Source organism: Novosphingobium mangrovisedimenti, from assembly GCF_025153475.1.
Classification (GTDB): Bacteria; Pseudomonadota; Alphaproteobacteria; order Sphingomonadales; family Sphingomonadaceae; genus Novosphingobium; species Novosphingobium mangrovi_A.
The window spans coordinates 32162-48415 of record NZ_JANZXA010000007.1 but is presented as its reverse complement, the minus strand read 5'-3'; the positions used below and the strand labels follow the sequence as shown (position 1 = coordinate 48415).

Below are 16254 nucleotides of genomic sequence, written 5' to 3'. Positions count from 1 at the left end.
CAACTCATCGGGGCTTTTTCATGACCGAAATTTCTTCCGCCAGCGGCTATACCGATGGCGACGTCGATACCAATCCGACCACGGCTGTTTCTCTCGAAGCTCTGGCGGACGCCCGCTATTCGCGCCGTCAGGCGATCTTCGGTGGCGCCAAGGCCACCAGCCTTGCGCTGATGGGTACGACGATGCTCGCCGCTTGCGGTACGGATGACACGGAATCGACGCTCGTCGTTTCCGCTGGCGACAATGCGGCGACCAGCTCGGGCCGCGTCGTGGTGCTGACAGGCTCGGTTACTGCCGGCAACACCAGCGTGAGTTCTTCTGCCTGGTCGCAGAACAGCGGCCCTGACGTCGAACTGATCGTGTCCGGCCTGACCGCCACCTTCATCGCACCGGCTGTTTCGGAAGCCACCGATCTCACGTTCGGCTTCGGCGTGCAGAACGCCGATGGCGAAGCTGCCAGCGCCACCACGACCATTCGCGTCTCGCCGGCGGTGCTCGGCTTCTCGGCTGTCGCGCATAGCCTGGAAGACATCGCGGCGGTTCCGGCGGGCTATTCGGTCACCGTCATGACGCGCCTCGGCGATCCGCTCGCGGCAAGCGTTCCGGCCTATGCCAACGACGGCACCGACACCGACTTCGCCCATCGCATCGGCGACCATGGCGACGCGCTGCACTTCTTCGGCCTCTCCTCGGCCGGCGCGCGCGACGACAACAGCTCGACGCGCGGCCTCATGGTGCAGAACCACGAGAACCTGAGCACGCAGTACCTGCACCCCAACGGCCCGACCAACGTGTCGAGCGGCCCGCGTCCGGAAGACGAGGCGAAGAAGGAAATCGAGGCGCATGGCGTTTCGGTGTCGGAATACGCCGACGGCGGCGATCGTCAGTGGTCTTACGTTGCCGACAGCAGCTTCAACCGCCGCATCACGCCGATGACGCCGATGGCGCTGCGCGGTCCGGCCGCCGGCTCGGGCATGTTGGTCACGGCCTATTCGAACGACGGTACTGCCGGGCGCGGCACCATCAACAACTGCGCGAACGGCATTTCCGGCTGGGCGACGAACCTGACCTGCGAAGAGAACTGGGCCGGTTACTTCCGTCGCGACGCGTCCGACGTGGCGCTGCGCACGGACCGGGAACTGACCGCGCTGGCCCGCTACGGCGTTTCGGTGCGCACCGGCAACTATGCCTGGTCGACCGTTGCCTCGACCGATCCGATGTTCACCAAGTGGAACGCGACCATCACCGGTGCGACCGCCACGGACGACTACCGCTACGAACCGAACCAGTACGGCTGGGTCGTCGAGATCGATCCCTACGATCCGACCTCGACCCCGCGCAAGCGCACCGCGCTTGGTCGCTGCGGCCATGAAGGTGCTTTCGTGCGCATCGCCGAAGGCCAGAAGGTCGGCGTCTACATGGGTGACGACAGCCGCCGCGAGTACCTCTACAAGTATGTTTCGAACGCGACCTGGGATGCGGCCGATGCCGATGCCTCGGATCGTCTCGCCATCGGCGACAAGTATCTCGACAACGGCACGCTCTATGTCGCGCGGTTCGACGCCGACGGCACTGGCAAGTGGCTTCCGCTGGTGTTCGGTTCGGTTCCGAACCGTCCGGCGGTGGGCACCGCGCCCGAGTACGTCTTCGCCGATCAGGCCGACATCCTGATCAACGCGCGCCTTGCCGCCGACGCGGTGGGCGCGACCCCGATGGACCGTCCGGAATGGACCGCGGGCAACCCGGTCACCGGCGAGATCTACCTGACGCTGACCAACAACAACGCCTCGAACCGTCCGCTCGACGGGACCGATGCGGCCAACCCGCGCCACTATGGCGATCCCAAGCTCTCGGGCTCGACCAGCTACGGCAACCCCAACGGCCACATCATCCGCCTGCGCGAAGACGGCGACAGCACCGATGCCACCACGTTCGCATGGGACATCTACCTGTTCGGCGCCGACGCCACCGACTACCCGTCGGACGCCAGCGTCAATGTCTCGGGCCTCACCACCGACAACGACTTCTCGAGCCCGGACGGCCTGTGGTTCTCGCGCGAGAGCAACCCCGCCGGCCAGATCAACCCGGTGCTGTGGATCGAGACCGACGATGGCGCGATGACCGACCGCACCAACTGCATGCTGCTCGCGGCCCTGCCGGGCAACGTGGGTGACGGCGGCGCGGTGACGCTGACCAACAAGGACTCGACCGGCGCGACCATGCAGCAGGCGACAATCGCCGGTGCCGCCGCGACCGCGGCCAACCTGCGCCGCTTCCTCGTTGGTCCTTCGGAATGCGAGATCACCGGCATCGACATGACGCCGGATGGCCGCACGCTGTTCGTCGGCATCCAGCATCCGGGCGAGCGTGGCGATGCTGCGACGCCGACCAGCCACTGGCCCGACAGCCAGGCCGGTTCGGCCGCCGCGACCGTCCGTCCGCGTTCGGCGATCATCGCGATCACCAAGGATGATGGCGGCGTGATCGCCCTCTAAGTCACAAGCTTCCCTCGGGAAGAATGCAGAGGGGAGGGGGCGCACAGGCGCCTCCTCCCTTACCGTTTCTGTTGTCGAGAGAGGGAGGACCATCCCTGCCGGGCGCTCCATATCTGGCGGCGGCAATTTTGATCTAACCCCTTGTTGTCCCTCTCGAGCGGTTCCATGGTCGCTCCATGACACAGGCTCTCACTCTGACCTTCAACGGCGCCGCGCGGACGGTGACCGGGTCCTGCCACGAATTCGTGTTCGGCAAGTCGCGCGTGCTTGTCGACTGCGGGATGTTTCAGGGTTCGCGTACGCTGGAAGGGCTCAATGCCAGTCCCTTCGCGTTCAACCCGCGTCACGTCGATGCCGTAGTGCTCACGCATGCCCATATCGACCATTCGGGGCTCCTGCCGCGGCTGGCCGCCGAAGGGTTCAGCGGTCCGATCTGGTGCACGCAGCCCACGGCAGACCTGCTCGAATACATGCTGGCCGATTCCGGACGCATTCACGAGGCCGACACGGCACGGCGCAACCGGCGCCGGGACCGCGTGGGCGAAGAGCCGTTCCAGCCGCTCTACACAGAGGCCGATGCGCTCGCCGCGTGGGGCATGTGCCGTCCGGTGGAACTGGAGGAATGGTTCGAGCCGGCGCCGGGCTTCAAGGTGCGGCTGTGGAATGCCGGCCATATCCTGGGTTCGGCATCGGCCGAACTCGAGGCGGGCGGGACCCGGGTCATGTGTTCGGGCGACCTTGGGCCCGATAACAAGGCTTTCCACCCCGATCCCGAAGGCCCCGCCGGGTTCGACCATGTCCTTTGCGAAAGCACGTATGGCGATCGCAGCCGCGAGCCTGTGACCATCGCCGCGCGGCGCAAGGTGCTGGAAGCGGAAATTCGCGGTGCCTTGGAACGCGGTGGCAACCTTGTCATTCCCAGCTTCGCGCTGGAACGCACGCAGGAACTGCTGCTCGATATCGTCGAGCTGCTGCGTGCAAAGGCGATTCCGCCGGTACCGGTGTTCATCGACTCTCCTCTCGCCAGCCACGCGACCGATGTATTCAAGCGCCACGCCGCCGAGCTCGAAGACCTGCACGGTTCATGCGTGTTCGAGCATCCGCAGCTACACTTCGTGGAAAGCGTGCAGGAATCGATCCGCCTCAATTCGGTGAGCGGTGCCATCATTCTCGCCGCCTCGGGCATGTGCGAGGGTGGGCGCATCCGCCATCACTTGCTGCACAATCTCTATCGGCGGGAAGCGACCGTGCTGTTCGTGGGCTATCAGGCCGCGGGCACGCTGGGGCGGGTCATTCTCGACGGGGCGCAGCGCGTGCGCATTTCCGGTCAGGACGTGCATGTGCGCGCCGCGATCCGGCGGATCGATTCCTACTCGGCCCATGCCGATCAGGGCGAACTGCTAGACTGGATCGGTGCGCGTGCCCCGATCCATGGCAGCCTGTTCCTGGTCCATGGCGAGGAAGGCGCGCTGGAGACGATGCGCCGCCTTGCGCAGGCGCGCGCGCCCGATGCCACGATGGTCGTGCCCGAAATCGGCGAGACATGGGAACTGCCTGCGGGCGCGCCGGCGCGCCGCACCCGGACGGGCCGGGTGGAACTTGCGGCCGCCATCAACCACGACTGGCAGAATGCCTACGCGGACTTCGTCACCAGCCTCAAGCGCGATCTGTCGAAGATCAGGGACGAGCAGGCACGGGAGGAAGCGCTGGCGAAGATGCGCAAGGTGCTCGACAGCTATGCCGCGCACAGGGACGGTCGGCGCAAGCACGAAGCGGCCGATGCATCCCGCGAGCGATAAGTCGGTTTTCCGCACTGGAACTTGGCCGGGCGATAATTTAATAAACACCTCTGTTGAGTAGCGGCGCCGGTCGAGCGTCGCGCGCGGAGTGCAAAGCCGTCGTGCCAAGGGAGACGTAGCGTGAACAAGCCCGAGAAGTTCGAACCGAACCGTCTGACCGCCCAGGATATGGACGACGAGGTGTTGTCCACTTACCCGACCGACGCCTTTCTTTCGAAGGACTACCTGCAGGCCGAAAAGACGCTGCTGTGGCCCAAGGTCTGGCAGATGGTCGAGCGCGAGACCGACCTGCCCAATCCCGGCGACTGGATGACTTACGATGTCGCCGAGGAATCGATCGTCGTGCTGCGCAAGGACGATGGCACGCTCAGGGCCTTCCACAATGTCTGCCCGCATCGCGGTCGCCAGCTCGTCTCGGTGCCCGACATGCTGCCGCGCAAGGTCCACGACGTGCGCGGCAACAACCGCAAGAATTTCATATGCGGCTTCCACGGCTGGACCTTCGATACCGATGGCAACAACACCTACATCCTCGATCCGCAGGACTGGCAGAACAAGCTCACGCCGGAGATGACCTGCCTTTCCGAAGTGCAGGTCGATACCTGGGGCGGGTATATCTACATCAACATGGATCCGGACTGCGTCCCGCTGAAGGAATGGATGGGCCGCGCGGGCGAGATCCTCGACCACTTCGAGCTCGAGAAGATGCGCTACAAGTGGCGCCAGTGGGCGATCTACGATTGCAACTGGAAGACCGCGATCGAGGCTTTCCTCGAGCCCTACCACGTTGCCGGTACGCACACGCAGCTGCTGGCCTATGGCGATTACTATGCGCTGTCGAAGCAGTACGGCCTGCACTCGGTGTCGAGCTACGACACGCGCGAGGAAAAGTTCCAGATGAGCGAGAGCGCGGGCACTACCCGCGCCGGCAAGGGCGACGATGCGCGTGTCTCGACCTATGAACTGATCAAGGAAAACTACGAGACGATCAACTATGCGGCTTCGACCGAGACGCTGGTGAACGCCGCGAGCCGCCTTGTCGACGAACTGCCCGAAACGGCGACGCCGACCGAGATCATTGCCCACTGGATCAAGTCCGCCAAGGCCGACGATGCTGCGCGCGGTGTGATCTGGCCGGAGGTGCCGCCCGAGATCAAGAAGGAGTCCGGGCTCGCCTGGGGCCTGTTCCCGAACCAGAACATCCTGCATGGAGAGACGTTCGCGCTGTGCTATCGCGTGCGTCCCTACGGCGACGATCCGAACAAGTGCATCTTCGAGAGCTACGCGCTCGAACGCTTCCCCGAGGGCGAGGAACCCGAGACCGAATGGGTCTATGCCGATCCCACCGGCGAGAACTGGGGTTCCGTGCTGGCGCAGGACTTCTCGAACATGCAGTTCGTGCAGAAGGGCATGAAGTCGAGCGGTTTCCGTGGCCCGTTGCCCAATCCGCACCAAGAGCAGAAGGTCATCAACCTGCACCGCAACCTGGCGAACTTCATGGAAGGCTGCGGGGCGCCCACCAAGCTGGGGATCTGATCGGTTCCGGGCCGCTTCCGCGCCGCACCGGCGAGCAACTCCAAAGCTCGCCACGGTATCAGGAGTTACAAAATTTTAACCGCGTCCGGAAACCACGCCGCCCGGGCGGGGCTCCCACGGCGTGCAAGCGGTCCGGATCGGTGCCGGGGCGGGGCTTTCTGCGCTATTCGAAGCTGTGCTGGCGATTGCCTGCACTGGCCTGCGGCAAATGAGTCCGTTTTGGATGCAAAAATGTCGAAAGTGGACCGGTCTAGGGATTAATCCCTACCGGTAACGTCCGTACTCTCGGGATATGGAACACTATCGTACAATCGCGGTCGTAGAGAGTGACTACCAGAAAAGAGCAAAGATGACGAATGCTCTCTTCTCTGGTGGGTATCATGTCGAGCCCTACGAGGAGATCGAAGAATTCATCTCTGAAAGCAGGGATGGGTATGTAGTTCTTATCAAGGATGAAGGCGAAAACTTTGATCGCCTGTTGAAGATGATGGACCGGAAGGCTGTTTGGCACCCGGTCATTCCTTATTCCGAGACGCCTTCGCTCAATTCCATTGTTTCCGCGATGCTCAAGGGCGCGATCGGTTACATTGACAAGCTGCCCGATCTCGACAGTGTTTCCAGCGTTATCAATTCGAACCAGGACGAGCGGCGCAAGCTGATCGAGAACGGTCGCATGCGGGCGGACGCCCGGTCGAAGCTGGTGCTCCTCACGAAGCGCGAACGCGAGGTGCTCAAGTGCATGTCGGAAGGCATGTCGAACAAGATTATCGGTACGAAGCTGGGGATCAGTCCGCGTACCGTCGAAATCCACCGGGCGAACATGATCTCGAAGCTCGATACGGATTCGACCAACGAGGCGCTTCGCCTGGCCGCATACGCCGACATCTGATCGGCAAGGGCCGTTGATCGGCAAGGGCCGTGGCGGGCTGTGTGCTCGCCCGCACTGTCCGGCGCGCTTGCCTAGGCGACTTTCTCTGACCTGATCCGGGCGACCGTCTCGTTGAGGAGGGTGTTCCGGGCCTCGTTCCGCGCGCTGGTGTCGGGGGATGACAGGCGATTTCTCGAGCCCTTGTTCCGGGTCCGGTTTCGCATGATCAGGCAACGCTCGTAGAAGACATCGACCATTTTTCGCAGGGCGCGTTCGGTGAGCTGGATGTAGACGCGGCGTGAATCGTTGCGGTCCTTGTACCTGTGTACCAGTCCCTCGCGTTCGAGCAGGGCGATCCAGCGCAGGGCGGTCGTCTGCGGCACCTGGGCGCCGATGCACACGCTGGTGGTCTGCATCCGGGTATTCTTCAGTTCCGCGATGAACAGGTCGAGGAGGATGTCCCAGGTCGGTTCGCCGAACAGCTGGCAATCCTCGAAGATCTTCTCCCGCTGCCTTCTCATGTTGTAGGCATCGAGTACCGCCTCGAGCCAGTCCTGCACGGTCGGGGGCTCCGGGAGGTCTTCCGCGTCGTCGGTGGCGAGTTGGCTCGTTTCGATCTGCGAAATGAGTTCGTTAAGTTCGTCTGCCAGGACCTTTATGCGTTTTGTGGGAGGCAGGTCCTGTTTCGCAACTTTCGTCATCGGCGCTCGTCGTTCCTTCCCCGCCAGGGCAATGCCACCGCCCATGCGCCACCTGACGCGAGGTGACCCTTGGCATGGAGGCTGCGAAAGTCAATAAAATGACAATTGCCGTCATGTCGTTATGGCCATCTGCGTCAAACCTGACGGAGATGGCTGGTTAGCGCGTCTCGTTTGGTGGGGAAAGTGAATACAATGCACGTTGCAGGGATTGCTATGCCGGCGTTGTGCTTGGTTTCGTTCCTGCACTCCGTCACCGCGCGTGGGGAGGGTGGGCGCGTGCTGCGGTTCTTCCGGAAGGTCTATACTTGACCCTGCACCCGACATCGCCTAAGCGCGCCCATCCCTTGCGGGCGTGTTCCGCCGGGGTGACTATAGAGCTGAACGATGCCGTGTCAGCATTTCCGGGCCTTTCGGGTGGGCAACCGCCTGACTGGTCGCTTGTGAACGCTCTTGTTCCGATTCGGACCTGGGGTGATTTACCGGAAACGGGCGAACGGCAGAGTAATCCGGTGTCTTGAACCGGGTGGAGTGTTTTTCGGCTCACGCGAGGTGGCTCGCGCCGGTTCTCTGGATCCCTGTTCGCAGGGTGTGGGGTGGCGCAAGGCCATGTTCCTGGCGTGACGACCTGATTCACTCTTCCGTTTCAATCCGCACCGGGCCCTGAGACCCGGGGTGCGACGGGTCCGTCCCGTGCCGGTGCCTTGCTGCACACCGCGGTACGGGCCGGATCCATCGCACTCCCATTTGAAAGAAGAGTTTAGATGCCCACGATCAACCAGCTGGTCCGCAAGGGCCGCGAGCCGCAGAAGGCCAAGAGCAAGGTCCCTGCGATGGAGCAGAACCCGCAGAAGCGCGGCGTCTGCACCCGCGTCTACACCACGACCCCGAAGAAGCCGAACTCGGCTCTCCGCAAGGTCGCCAAGGTGCGCCTGACCAACAGCCGCGAAGTCATTTCGTACATCCCCGGCGAAGGCCACAACCTGCAGGAGCACTCGGTGGTCCTGATCCGCGGCGGCCGTGTGCGCGACCTTCCCGGCGTGCGCTACCACATCCTGCGCGGCGTGCTCGACACGCAGGGCGTCAAGGATCGCAAGCAGTCCCGCTCGAAGTACGGCGCCAAGCGTCCGAAGTGATCCGGCCGCGGCGTTTCATTGCGCCGCACGATGAAGATTGACCGATCGGTGATGCGCGAGCTCCCGATCGCAAGAATAAGGAAACACAAACGATGTCACGTCGTCGTCGTCCCGAGAAGCGGGAAATCCTGCCGGATCCGAAGTTTGGTGATCTGGTCCTGTCGAAGTTCATGAACAACCTCATGTATGACGGCAAGAAGTCCGCCGCCGAGCGCATCGTCTATGGCGCGCTCGACACCATGGAGAGCCGCGCGAAGGCCGATCCGGTCCAGCTGTTCCACGATGCGCTCAACAACGTGAAGCCGCAGATCGAGGTTCGCTCCCGCCGCGTCGGCGGTGCGACCTACCAGGTCCCCGTCGAGGTCCGCCCCGAGCGTGCCCAGGCTCTGGCCATCCGCTGGCTGATCTCGGCTGCCCGCAACCGTCCCGAGACCACCATGTCGGCCCGCCTTTCGGGCGAACTGATGGATGCGGCCAACAACCGCGGTAACGCCGTGAAGAAGCGCGAAGACACGCACCGCATGGCAGACGCCAACCGCGCCTTCTCGCACTACCGCTGGTAAGATGCATCGTGGAGCCCGCATGGCACGTCATGCGGGCGTCACACTTTCAATTCAGGGGGCGGGGGCTTATCTGAGCCCCGGTTCCTTCCAAACTCCTGCTAAGGATTTTCACCATGGCACGCAGCCATCCGATCGAACGCTACCGCAACATCGGTATCATGGCGCACATCGACGCCGGCAAGACCACCACGACCGAGCGTATCCTCTACTACACTGGCAAGTCCTACAAGATCGGCGAAGTGCACGACGGCGCCGCCACCATGGACTGGATGGAGCAGGAGCAGGAACGCGGCATCACCATCACCTCGGCTGCCACCACCACCATGTGGAAGGCGGACGACGGCCAGGGTGAAGAGCACCGCATCAACATCATCGACACCCCCGGACACGTCGACTTCACCATCGAAGTCGAGCGTTCGCTGCGCGTCCTCGACGGCGCGGTCGCGGTGTTCGACGGCGTGGCCGGCGTCGAGCCGCAGTCCGAGACCGTGTGGCGCCAGGCTGACAAGTACGGCGTTCCGCGCATGTGCTTCATCAACAAGCTCGACCGCACCGGCGCCGACTTCTACTACTGCGTCCAGTCGATCATCGACCGCCTCGGCGCTGTGCCGCTGGTGATGTACCTGCCGATTGGCGCCGAGAGCGACCTCAAGGGCGTTGTCGACCTCGTCAACATGCGCGGCATCGTCTGGCAGGACGAAAGCCTCGGCGCGAAGTTCGACTATGTCGACATTCCGGCTGACCTGGCCGACAAGGCCGCTGAATACCGCGAGAAGCTGCTCGAACTCGTCGTCGAACAGGACGACGATGTCATGGAGCAGTACCTCGAAGGTAACGAGCCCGACGTCGCGACCATCAAGAAGCTGATCCGCAAGGGCACGCTCGAGCGCGCCTTCGTTCCGATCACCTGCGGTTCGGCGTTCAAGAACAAGGGCGTTCAGCCGCTGCTCGACGCCGTTGTCGACTACATGCCGAGCCCGATCGACGTCCCCGCCATCGAGGGTATCAACCCCGACACCGAGGAAGCCGACAGCCGTCCTTCGGACGACAGCGCGCCGTTCTCGGCCCTGGCGTTCAAGATCATGAACGACCCGTTCGTCGGCTCGCTCACCTTCTGCCGCATCTATTCGGGCACGCTGTCGAAGGGCACGTACCTGAACTCGGTGAAGGACAAGAAGGAGAAGGTCGGCCGCATGCTGCTGATGCACTCCAACAACCGTGAAGACATCGACGTCGCCTACGCCGGCGATATCGTCGCCGTCGCGGGCCTCAAGGAAACGACCACCGGTGACACGCTGTGCGCCGAGAAGTCGCCGATCATCCTCGAGCGCATGGAGTTCCCCGAGCCGGTCATCGAACTGTCGGTGGAGCCGAAGACCAAGGCTGACCAGGAAAAGATGGGCGTCGCCCTCTCGCGTCTGGCTGCCGAGGACCCCTCGTTCCGCGTCGCTACTGATCACGAGTCCGGCCAGACCATCATCAAGGGCATGGGCGAGCTTCACCTCGACATCATCGTCGACCGCATGAAGCGCGAGTTCAAGGTCGAGGCCAACGTCGGTGCGCCGCAGGTGGCCTACCGTGAATCGCTCGCCCGCGAAGTCGACCTCGACTATACCCACAAGAAGCAGTCGGGTGGTTCGGGTCAGTTCGGTCGCGTCAAGGTCAAGCTCGTCCCCGGCGAGCGTGGCCAGGGCATCAACTTCCACGACGAGATCAAGGGCGGCAACATCCCGCGCGAATACATCCCGTCGGTCGAGAAGGGCATGCGCGAAACGGCCGAGACCGGTTCGCTGGTCGGCTTCCCGATCATCGACTTCGACATCCACCTCTATGACGGTGCGTACCACGACGTCGACTCGTCGGCCCTGGCCTTCGAAATCGCCGGTCGCGGTGCCATGCGCGAAGCCGCCCAGAAGGCCGGCATCAAGCTGCTCGAACCGATCATGAAGGTCGAGGTCGTGACTCCGGAAGAGTTCATGGGCGACGTGATCGGTGACCTCAACTCCCGCCGTGGTCAGATCCAGGGCACCGACAGCCGCGGCAATGCCCAGGTTGTCGAGGCCAACGTGCCGCTCGCGAACATGTTCGGCTACGTCAACCAGCTGCGCTCGTTCACCCAGGGCCGCGCGCAGTACACCATGCAGTTCTCCCACTACGAAGAGGTCCCGGCGAATGTCGCGGCCGAAGTGAAGGAGAAGCTTGCCTGAGGGCAAGAATGGTTCTAGGGGCGGCGCCTGCTGATTCCGCGGGCTCCGCCTCCTTACCCGCTGATTCAATTTTGAGACGAAAGAAGGTTTGAAAGATGGCGAAGGCAAAATTCGAGCGGAACAAGCCGCACTGCAATATCGGCACCATCGGTCACGTCGACCACGGCAAGACCACCCTGACGGCTGCCATCACCAAGGTCATGGCCGAAGTCAACGGCGGTGAAGCGGTCGACTTCGCCAACATCGACAAGGCTCCCGAAGAGCGTGAGCGCGGCATCACCATCTCGACCGCGCACGTCGAGTACGAGACCGCTGCCCGTCACTACGCGCACGTCGACTGCCCGGGTCACGCCGACTACGTGAAGAACATGATCACCGGTGCGGCCCAGATGGACGGCGCCATCCTCGTGGTGAACGCTGCTGACGGCCCGATGCCGCAGACCCGCGAGCACATCCTGCTCGCCCGTCAGGTCGGCGTGCCGGCTCTGGTCGTGTACATGAACAAGGTCGACCAGGTCGACGACGAGGAACTCCTCGAGCTCGTCGAACTCGAAGTTCGCGAACTGCTGTCGTCGTACGAATTCCCGGGCGACGATATTCCGATCATCAAGGGTTCGGCTCTGGCCGCTCTCGAAGGTCGCGACGACGAAATCGGCAAGAACTCGATCATCGAACTGATGAACGCTGTCGACGAGTACATCCCGCAGCCGCCGCGTCCGACCGACAAGCCGTTCCTGATGCCGGTCGAAGACGTGTTCTCGATCTCGGGCCGCGGTACCGTTGTGACCGGCCGTGTCGAAACCGGCATCATCAAGGTTGGTGAGGAAGTCGAAGTCGTCGGTATCCGCGACACCCAGAAGACCACCGTCACCGGTGTCGAAATGTTCCGCAAGCTGCTCGACCAGGGTGAAGCCGGCGACAACATCGGCGCGCTGGTCCGTGGTCTGAAGCGCGACGAAGTCGAGCGTGGCCAGGTTCTCGCCAAGCCGGGCACCGTTACCCCGCACACCGAGTTCGACGCCGAAGTCTACGTGCTGTCGAAGGACGAAGGTGGCCGTCACACGCCGTTCTTCGCCAACTACCGCCCGCAGTTCTACTTCCGCACCACCGACGTGACCGGTGAAGTGATCCTCCCCGAGGGCACCGAGATGGTCATGCCGGGCGACAACGTTGCCCTGTCGGTCAAGCTGATCGCCCCGATCGCCATGGACGAAGGCCTCCGCTTCGCTATCCGCGAAGGCGGCCGCACCGTCGGCTCGGGCGTTGTCTCGAAGATCACGAAGTAATTCGCTGATCCTCGGATAACCGAGTTAAAGGCCCGGCCTCCGCAAGGAGGCCGGGCTTTTTCGTTGTGGCCATGAGGGGAGCGATGCGTATGCCGTACGAACTTCAGGGCGCGCGCATCTCTCCTTTCCCGATCTTCCACGCATCCGAGCCTTCGGGGGCCTCGGGAATGGTGCTGAGGTCGATGTAGTAGACCGGTGGCGGCACGCGGCCGAACCGGATCGTGATACAGGGGCCCAGGCATCCCGGCAGTCCGCTGACATCCGGTGGATGGAGCGCGCCGTTGCGCGTGCTTTCGTCGACGGACTTGGAAGGGGAAACACGCTGGTCGGTCCCGTCGCCGCCATGCGAGCATACGACGATCGTGCCGGCATTGCCGCCATTGCTCTGATTGGCGGCGGCACGGCAGGCTTCGTCTTCGCGCTCGGGCATGGTGATGTGGGCGGTCAGGACGGGCGTTCCGTCATCGGGAATGTCGTCAGCCGGGATGTCGTCTTCGGGATAGTCGGGGCCGAGGTCGATCGGTACGGCCTTGTCGAGAAAGGGGTAGGGGCCTCGGCCGCAGTGGCGGGGCTCGCCACTACAAAGGTAAGCGCGATAGCGGCGCTGGCGCCGGATAGTGTCTTGAAGAAGGGCATGGGGGGAAATCGCGTCAGTGTGGTGTCGCTCGTCCAACATAGGAGGCGGCGGGGCCGGAGGGAAGGGGCTGGCGTCCGGTGCTGTCCACGGTTAGGGCTGGGCCCATGGCACGCAAGTATTCCAAGCATGGCCCGCGCGAGGACATCTTCGACGATGAAGACGCGCCCGAGGCTCCGCCACCACCTGATTGCTGGCTATGCGGCCGGCCCTGCGGCGAGACGGTGATCTGGCACCATCCGGTTCCCAAGAGCCGGGGCGGGCGCGACACCGTGCCGATGCACCCGATCTGCCAGAACATGCTGATCACCACCTTCACCAACTCGGAACTGCAACGTTACGGGCTGGACGTCGATCTCCTGCGGCTTGATCCGCGGATAGAGAAGTTCCTGGGCTGGGTCGCCAACAAGGATCCGGATTTCAACGCGGCGTTGGGCAAGAAGAAGCAAAGGTAGGGCGCAGCGTTGCGCTGCAAGGCGGCTTCAGAATCGTGCGCTGCAACGCGTGCCTGAATCATTTCCTTGCGCGTAGCGAGTAGGGCTATCGGGTCCCGCGGAATTCCGAAATTTTCCCGCAATCAGGACTTGCGCGAATCCCTCATGCGATGTAGGGGCGCGCTTCGAATTTGTTCGGGGTGAAAGCCCCTTGGCTCTTTCTCATCGGTAGTAGGTAATGGAAGCTCAGAACATCCGCATTCGCCTCAAGGCGTTTGACCACCGCGTGCTCGACCAGGCGACTGGCGAAATCGCTGACACCGCCCGCCGTACCGGCGCGCTCATTCGGGGCCCCATTCCGCTGCCGACGAAGATCGAGAAGTTCACCGTGAACCGCGGTCCTCACATCGACAAGAAGTCGCGTGAGCAGTTCGAGGTTCGCACCTACAAGCGTCTGCTCGACATCGTGCAGCCGAACGCCGCCACTGTCGACGCGCTGATGAAGCTCGACCTGGCTGCAGGCGTGAACGTCGAGATCAAGCTGGCCTAATGCCGGCTCCGGGGCTGCCTCTGGCGGCCCCAAGGTCCTTTCCGATCGGACCTTAAACGAACGGAACGATATTCGGATCTTCGGATCCAGACATCCTTGTCGGTCCTCGAGGCCGGCTTTGCGGGGAGAAACCCGCAGAGACAGAGCCCCCAAGGGAAACCGGGCGGGGACACAAGGGATACCTCCGGCGCCGCCTTCGGGCCAAGCGCCGGGAATGCGTCCCCCGTCTCGCTTCCGCGGCCCATTCAGGGCTTGCAGGGAGCACCCAGCCCGGACGGGGCATGCATCACAATTTGGGCTGGACACGCCTGTTCGGGATGGGCCCGGGCAGGCCTCTGTAAGGAGTAAGGTCATGCGTACCGGCGTGATCGCCAAGAAAGTCGGGATGACCCGCCTGTTCCAGGATGACGGACGCCACGTGCCCGTCACTGTCCTGGCGCTTGAAGACTGCCAGGTGGTTTCGGTCCGTACCGCTGATCGTGACGGTTACGTCGCGGTTCAGCTCGGTGCCGGCGAAGCCAAGCAGAAGAACGTAGCCAAGCCGCAGCGCGAGCACTTCGCCAAGGCTGAAGTTCCGCTCAAGATGCGTGTTGCCGAGTTCCGCGTCGCCGACGACGCGCTGCTCGACGTCGGCTCGACCATCGCTGCCTCGCACTTTGTGCCCGGCCAGCTCGTCGACGTTGCCGGCCACACGCAGGGCAAGGGCTTCCAGGGCGCCATGAAGCGTTGGGGCTTCGGCGGTCTGCGCGCCACCCACGGTGTTTCGCTCTCGCACCGTTCGCACGGTTCGACGGGTAACCGCCAGGATCCGGGCAAGGTCTTCAAGAACAAGAAGATGGCCGGCCACATGGGCGACCGTCAGCGCACCCAGCAGAACCTCGAGATCGTCCGCGTGGACGACGAGCGTGGCCTGATCTTCGTCAAGGGTTCGGTCCCGGGCGCGAAGAATTCGTGGCTCACCGTTTCGGACGCCGTCAAGGTCGACCGTCACGCCGAGGCTCCGTATCCCGCCGGCCTGAAGCAGGCCGCCAACAGCAATGACTCGGCCGCCGCCGACACCCCCGCGGAAGACACCGCGGCCGTCGAAGCGACCGAAGGCCAGGAGGGCTAAGTCGTGAAGGTCAAGGTCCTCAACCTCGATGGCACTGCCGGCAAGGGCGACATCGACCTGTCGGATGACGTGTTCGGCCTCGAGCCGCGCGCGGACGTCCTGCATCGCGTCGTCACCTGGCAGCTCGAAAACCGTCGCGGCATCGCCCGCGCCACCCGCGAGCGTTCCGACGTTGCGCGCACCGGCAAGAAGTGGGGTCGCCAGAAGGGCGGCGGCACGGCTCGTCACGGTGACCGTGCGGCTCCGGTCTTCATCGGCGGTGGTAAGGCTCACGGTGCGCGTCGCCGCGAGTTCAACGTCTCGCTGAACAAGAAGGTCCGTGCTCTCGGCCTCAAGATGGCCCTCTCGGCCAAGGCCCAGAACGGTCTCGTCATCGTCGACACGCTCGACGGCGACGGCAAGACCAAGGCTCTGGCCGGTCAGCTCGCGAAGGCAGGCTTCGGCAAGAAGGTGCTGGTGATCGACGGTGAAGCGGTGAACGACAACTTCGCTCGCGCCGCTCGCAACATCGTCGGCGTCAACGTGCTCCCCGCCATCGGCGCCAATGTCTACGACATCCTGAAGCATGATACGCTGGTGCTGACGCGCGCCGCGGTCGAGAAACTGGAGGCGCGTTTCAATGGCTAAGACCAAGGAAGTGGATATCCGTCACTACGACGTGATCCTCTCGCCGCACATCACCGAGAAGTCGACGCTCCTTTCGGAGAACAACGCGGTCGTCTTCAAGGTCGCCGGCGATGCGACCAAGCCCGAGATCAAGGCGGCTGTGGAAGCGCTGTTCGACCGCAAGGTTGCTGGCGTGAACACGCTCGTCACCAAGGGCAAGACGAAGCGCTGGCGCGGTAAGGCTTACCGCCGCAGCGACGTGAAGAAGGCGATCGTCACGCTGGCCGAAGGCGAGCAGCCGATCGACATCACCGAAGGCGTACGGGGCTGA

15 protein-coding genes are annotated in these 16254 nt (G+C 63.4%); 13 read left to right on the top strand and 2 right to left on the bottom strand.

The features are described from left to right. Positions 1–20: 20 nt before the first annotated feature. The 4 genes from NZK81_RS11500 (at position 21) to NZK81_RS11485 (ending at position 6719) form a co-directional block, all read left to right on the top strand. The gene (locus NZK81_RS11500; RefSeq protein WP_260046229.1) at positions 21–2495 is read left to right on the top strand and encodes a PhoX family protein; all 2475 of its coding nucleotides are present in this window, start codon (positions 21–23) and stop codon (positions 2493–2495) included. A 176-nt stretch (positions 2496–2671) separates the two neighbouring features. Beyond that, complete coding sequence (locus tag NZK81_RS11495; RefSeq protein WP_260046227.1) at positions 2672–4294, top strand: MBL fold metallo-hydrolase RNA specificity domain-containing protein; 1623 nt, start codon at positions 2672–2674, stop codon at positions 4292–4294. A gap of 120 nt (positions 4295–4414) precedes the next feature. Next, positions 4415–5830 (top strand): aromatic ring-hydroxylating oxygenase subunit alpha, encoded by a 1416-nt coding sequence (locus NZK81_RS11490; protein ID WP_260046225.1) that lies wholly within the window; start codon positions 4415–4417, stop codon positions 5828–5830. A 349-nt stretch (positions 5831–6179) separates the two neighbouring features. Then, positions 6180–6719 carry a response regulator transcription factor gene (locus NZK81_RS11485; protein WP_260046223.1) on the top strand — a complete coding sequence of 180 codons (540 nt, stop codon included), beginning with the start codon at positions 6180–6182 and terminating at the stop codon, positions 6717–6719. Between the two features lie 71 nt (positions 6720–6790). Here NZK81_RS11485 and NZK81_RS11480 read toward each other — a convergent pair whose 3' ends face one another. Continuing rightward, positions 6791–7399: a helix-turn-helix domain-containing protein gene (locus NZK81_RS11480; protein ID WP_260046221.1), complete on the bottom strand. Its 609-nt coding sequence runs from the start codon at positions 7397–7399 to the stop codon at positions 6791–6793. A gap of 761 nt (positions 7400–8160) precedes the next feature. Between NZK81_RS11480 and rpsL the strand changes: the two genes are divergently transcribed. From rpsL to tuf, 4 genes are all read left to right on the top strand, one after another. After that, complete coding sequence (gene rpsL, locus NZK81_RS11475; protein ID WP_007011879.1) at positions 8161–8532, top strand: 30S ribosomal protein S12; 372 nt, start codon at positions 8161–8163, stop codon at positions 8530–8532. A gap of 92 nt (positions 8533–8624) precedes the next feature. Then, the gene (gene rpsG, locus NZK81_RS11470; protein WP_260046220.1) at positions 8625–9095 is read left to right on the top strand and encodes a 30S ribosomal protein S7; all 471 of its coding nucleotides are present in this window, start codon (positions 8625–8627) and stop codon (positions 9093–9095) included. Between the two features lie 113 nt (positions 9096–9208). Further along, complete coding sequence (fusA, locus tag NZK81_RS11465; protein WP_260046219.1) at positions 9209–11302, top strand: elongation factor G; 2094 nt, start codon at positions 9209–9211, stop codon at positions 11300–11302. Positions 11303–11397: 95 nt separating this feature from the next. After that, positions 11398–12588 (top strand): elongation factor Tu, encoded by a 1191-nt coding sequence (gene tuf / locus NZK81_RS11460; RefSeq protein ID WP_260046218.1) that lies wholly within the window; start codon positions 11398–11400, stop codon positions 12586–12588. Between the two features lie 103 nt (positions 12589–12691). Here tuf and NZK81_RS11455 read toward each other — a convergent pair whose 3' ends face one another. After that, entirely contained in the window at positions 12692–13264 is a 573-nt protein-coding gene (locus tag NZK81_RS11455) for a hypothetical protein (RefSeq protein ID WP_260046217.1), read from the bottom strand. A 65-nt stretch (positions 13265–13329) separates the two neighbouring features. Here NZK81_RS11455 and NZK81_RS11450 point away from each other — a divergent pair, with 65 nt between their 5' ends. The 5 genes from NZK81_RS11450 (at position 13330) to NZK81_RS11430 (ending at position 16254) form a co-directional block, all read left to right on the top strand. After that, positions 13330–13677: a hypothetical protein gene (locus NZK81_RS11450; protein WP_260046216.1), complete on the top strand. Its 348-nt coding sequence runs from the start codon at positions 13330–13332 to the stop codon at positions 13675–13677. A gap of 217 nt (positions 13678–13894) precedes the next feature. After that, a complete protein-coding gene (rpsJ, locus tag NZK81_RS11445) occupies positions 13895–14206 on the top strand; it encodes a 30S ribosomal protein S10 (protein WP_007011873.1) in 312 nt (103 codons plus the stop codon). Between the two features lie 352 nt (positions 14207–14558). Beyond that, positions 14559–15317: a 50S ribosomal protein L3 gene (gene rplC / locus NZK81_RS11440; protein ID WP_260046215.1), complete on the top strand. Its 759-nt coding sequence runs from the start codon at positions 14559–14561 to the stop codon at positions 15315–15317. Positions 15318–15320: 3 nt separating this feature from the next. Beyond that, a complete protein-coding gene (gene rplD, locus NZK81_RS11435; RefSeq protein ID WP_260046214.1) occupies positions 15321–15944 on the top strand; it encodes a 50S ribosomal protein L4 in 624 nt (207 codons plus the stop codon). Further along, positions 15937–16254 (top strand): 50S ribosomal protein L23, encoded by a 318-nt coding sequence (locus NZK81_RS11430; protein ID WP_260046213.1) that lies wholly within the window; start codon positions 15937–15939, stop codon positions 16252–16254. Before rplD ends, NZK81_RS11430 begins: the two co-directional genes overlap by 8 nt.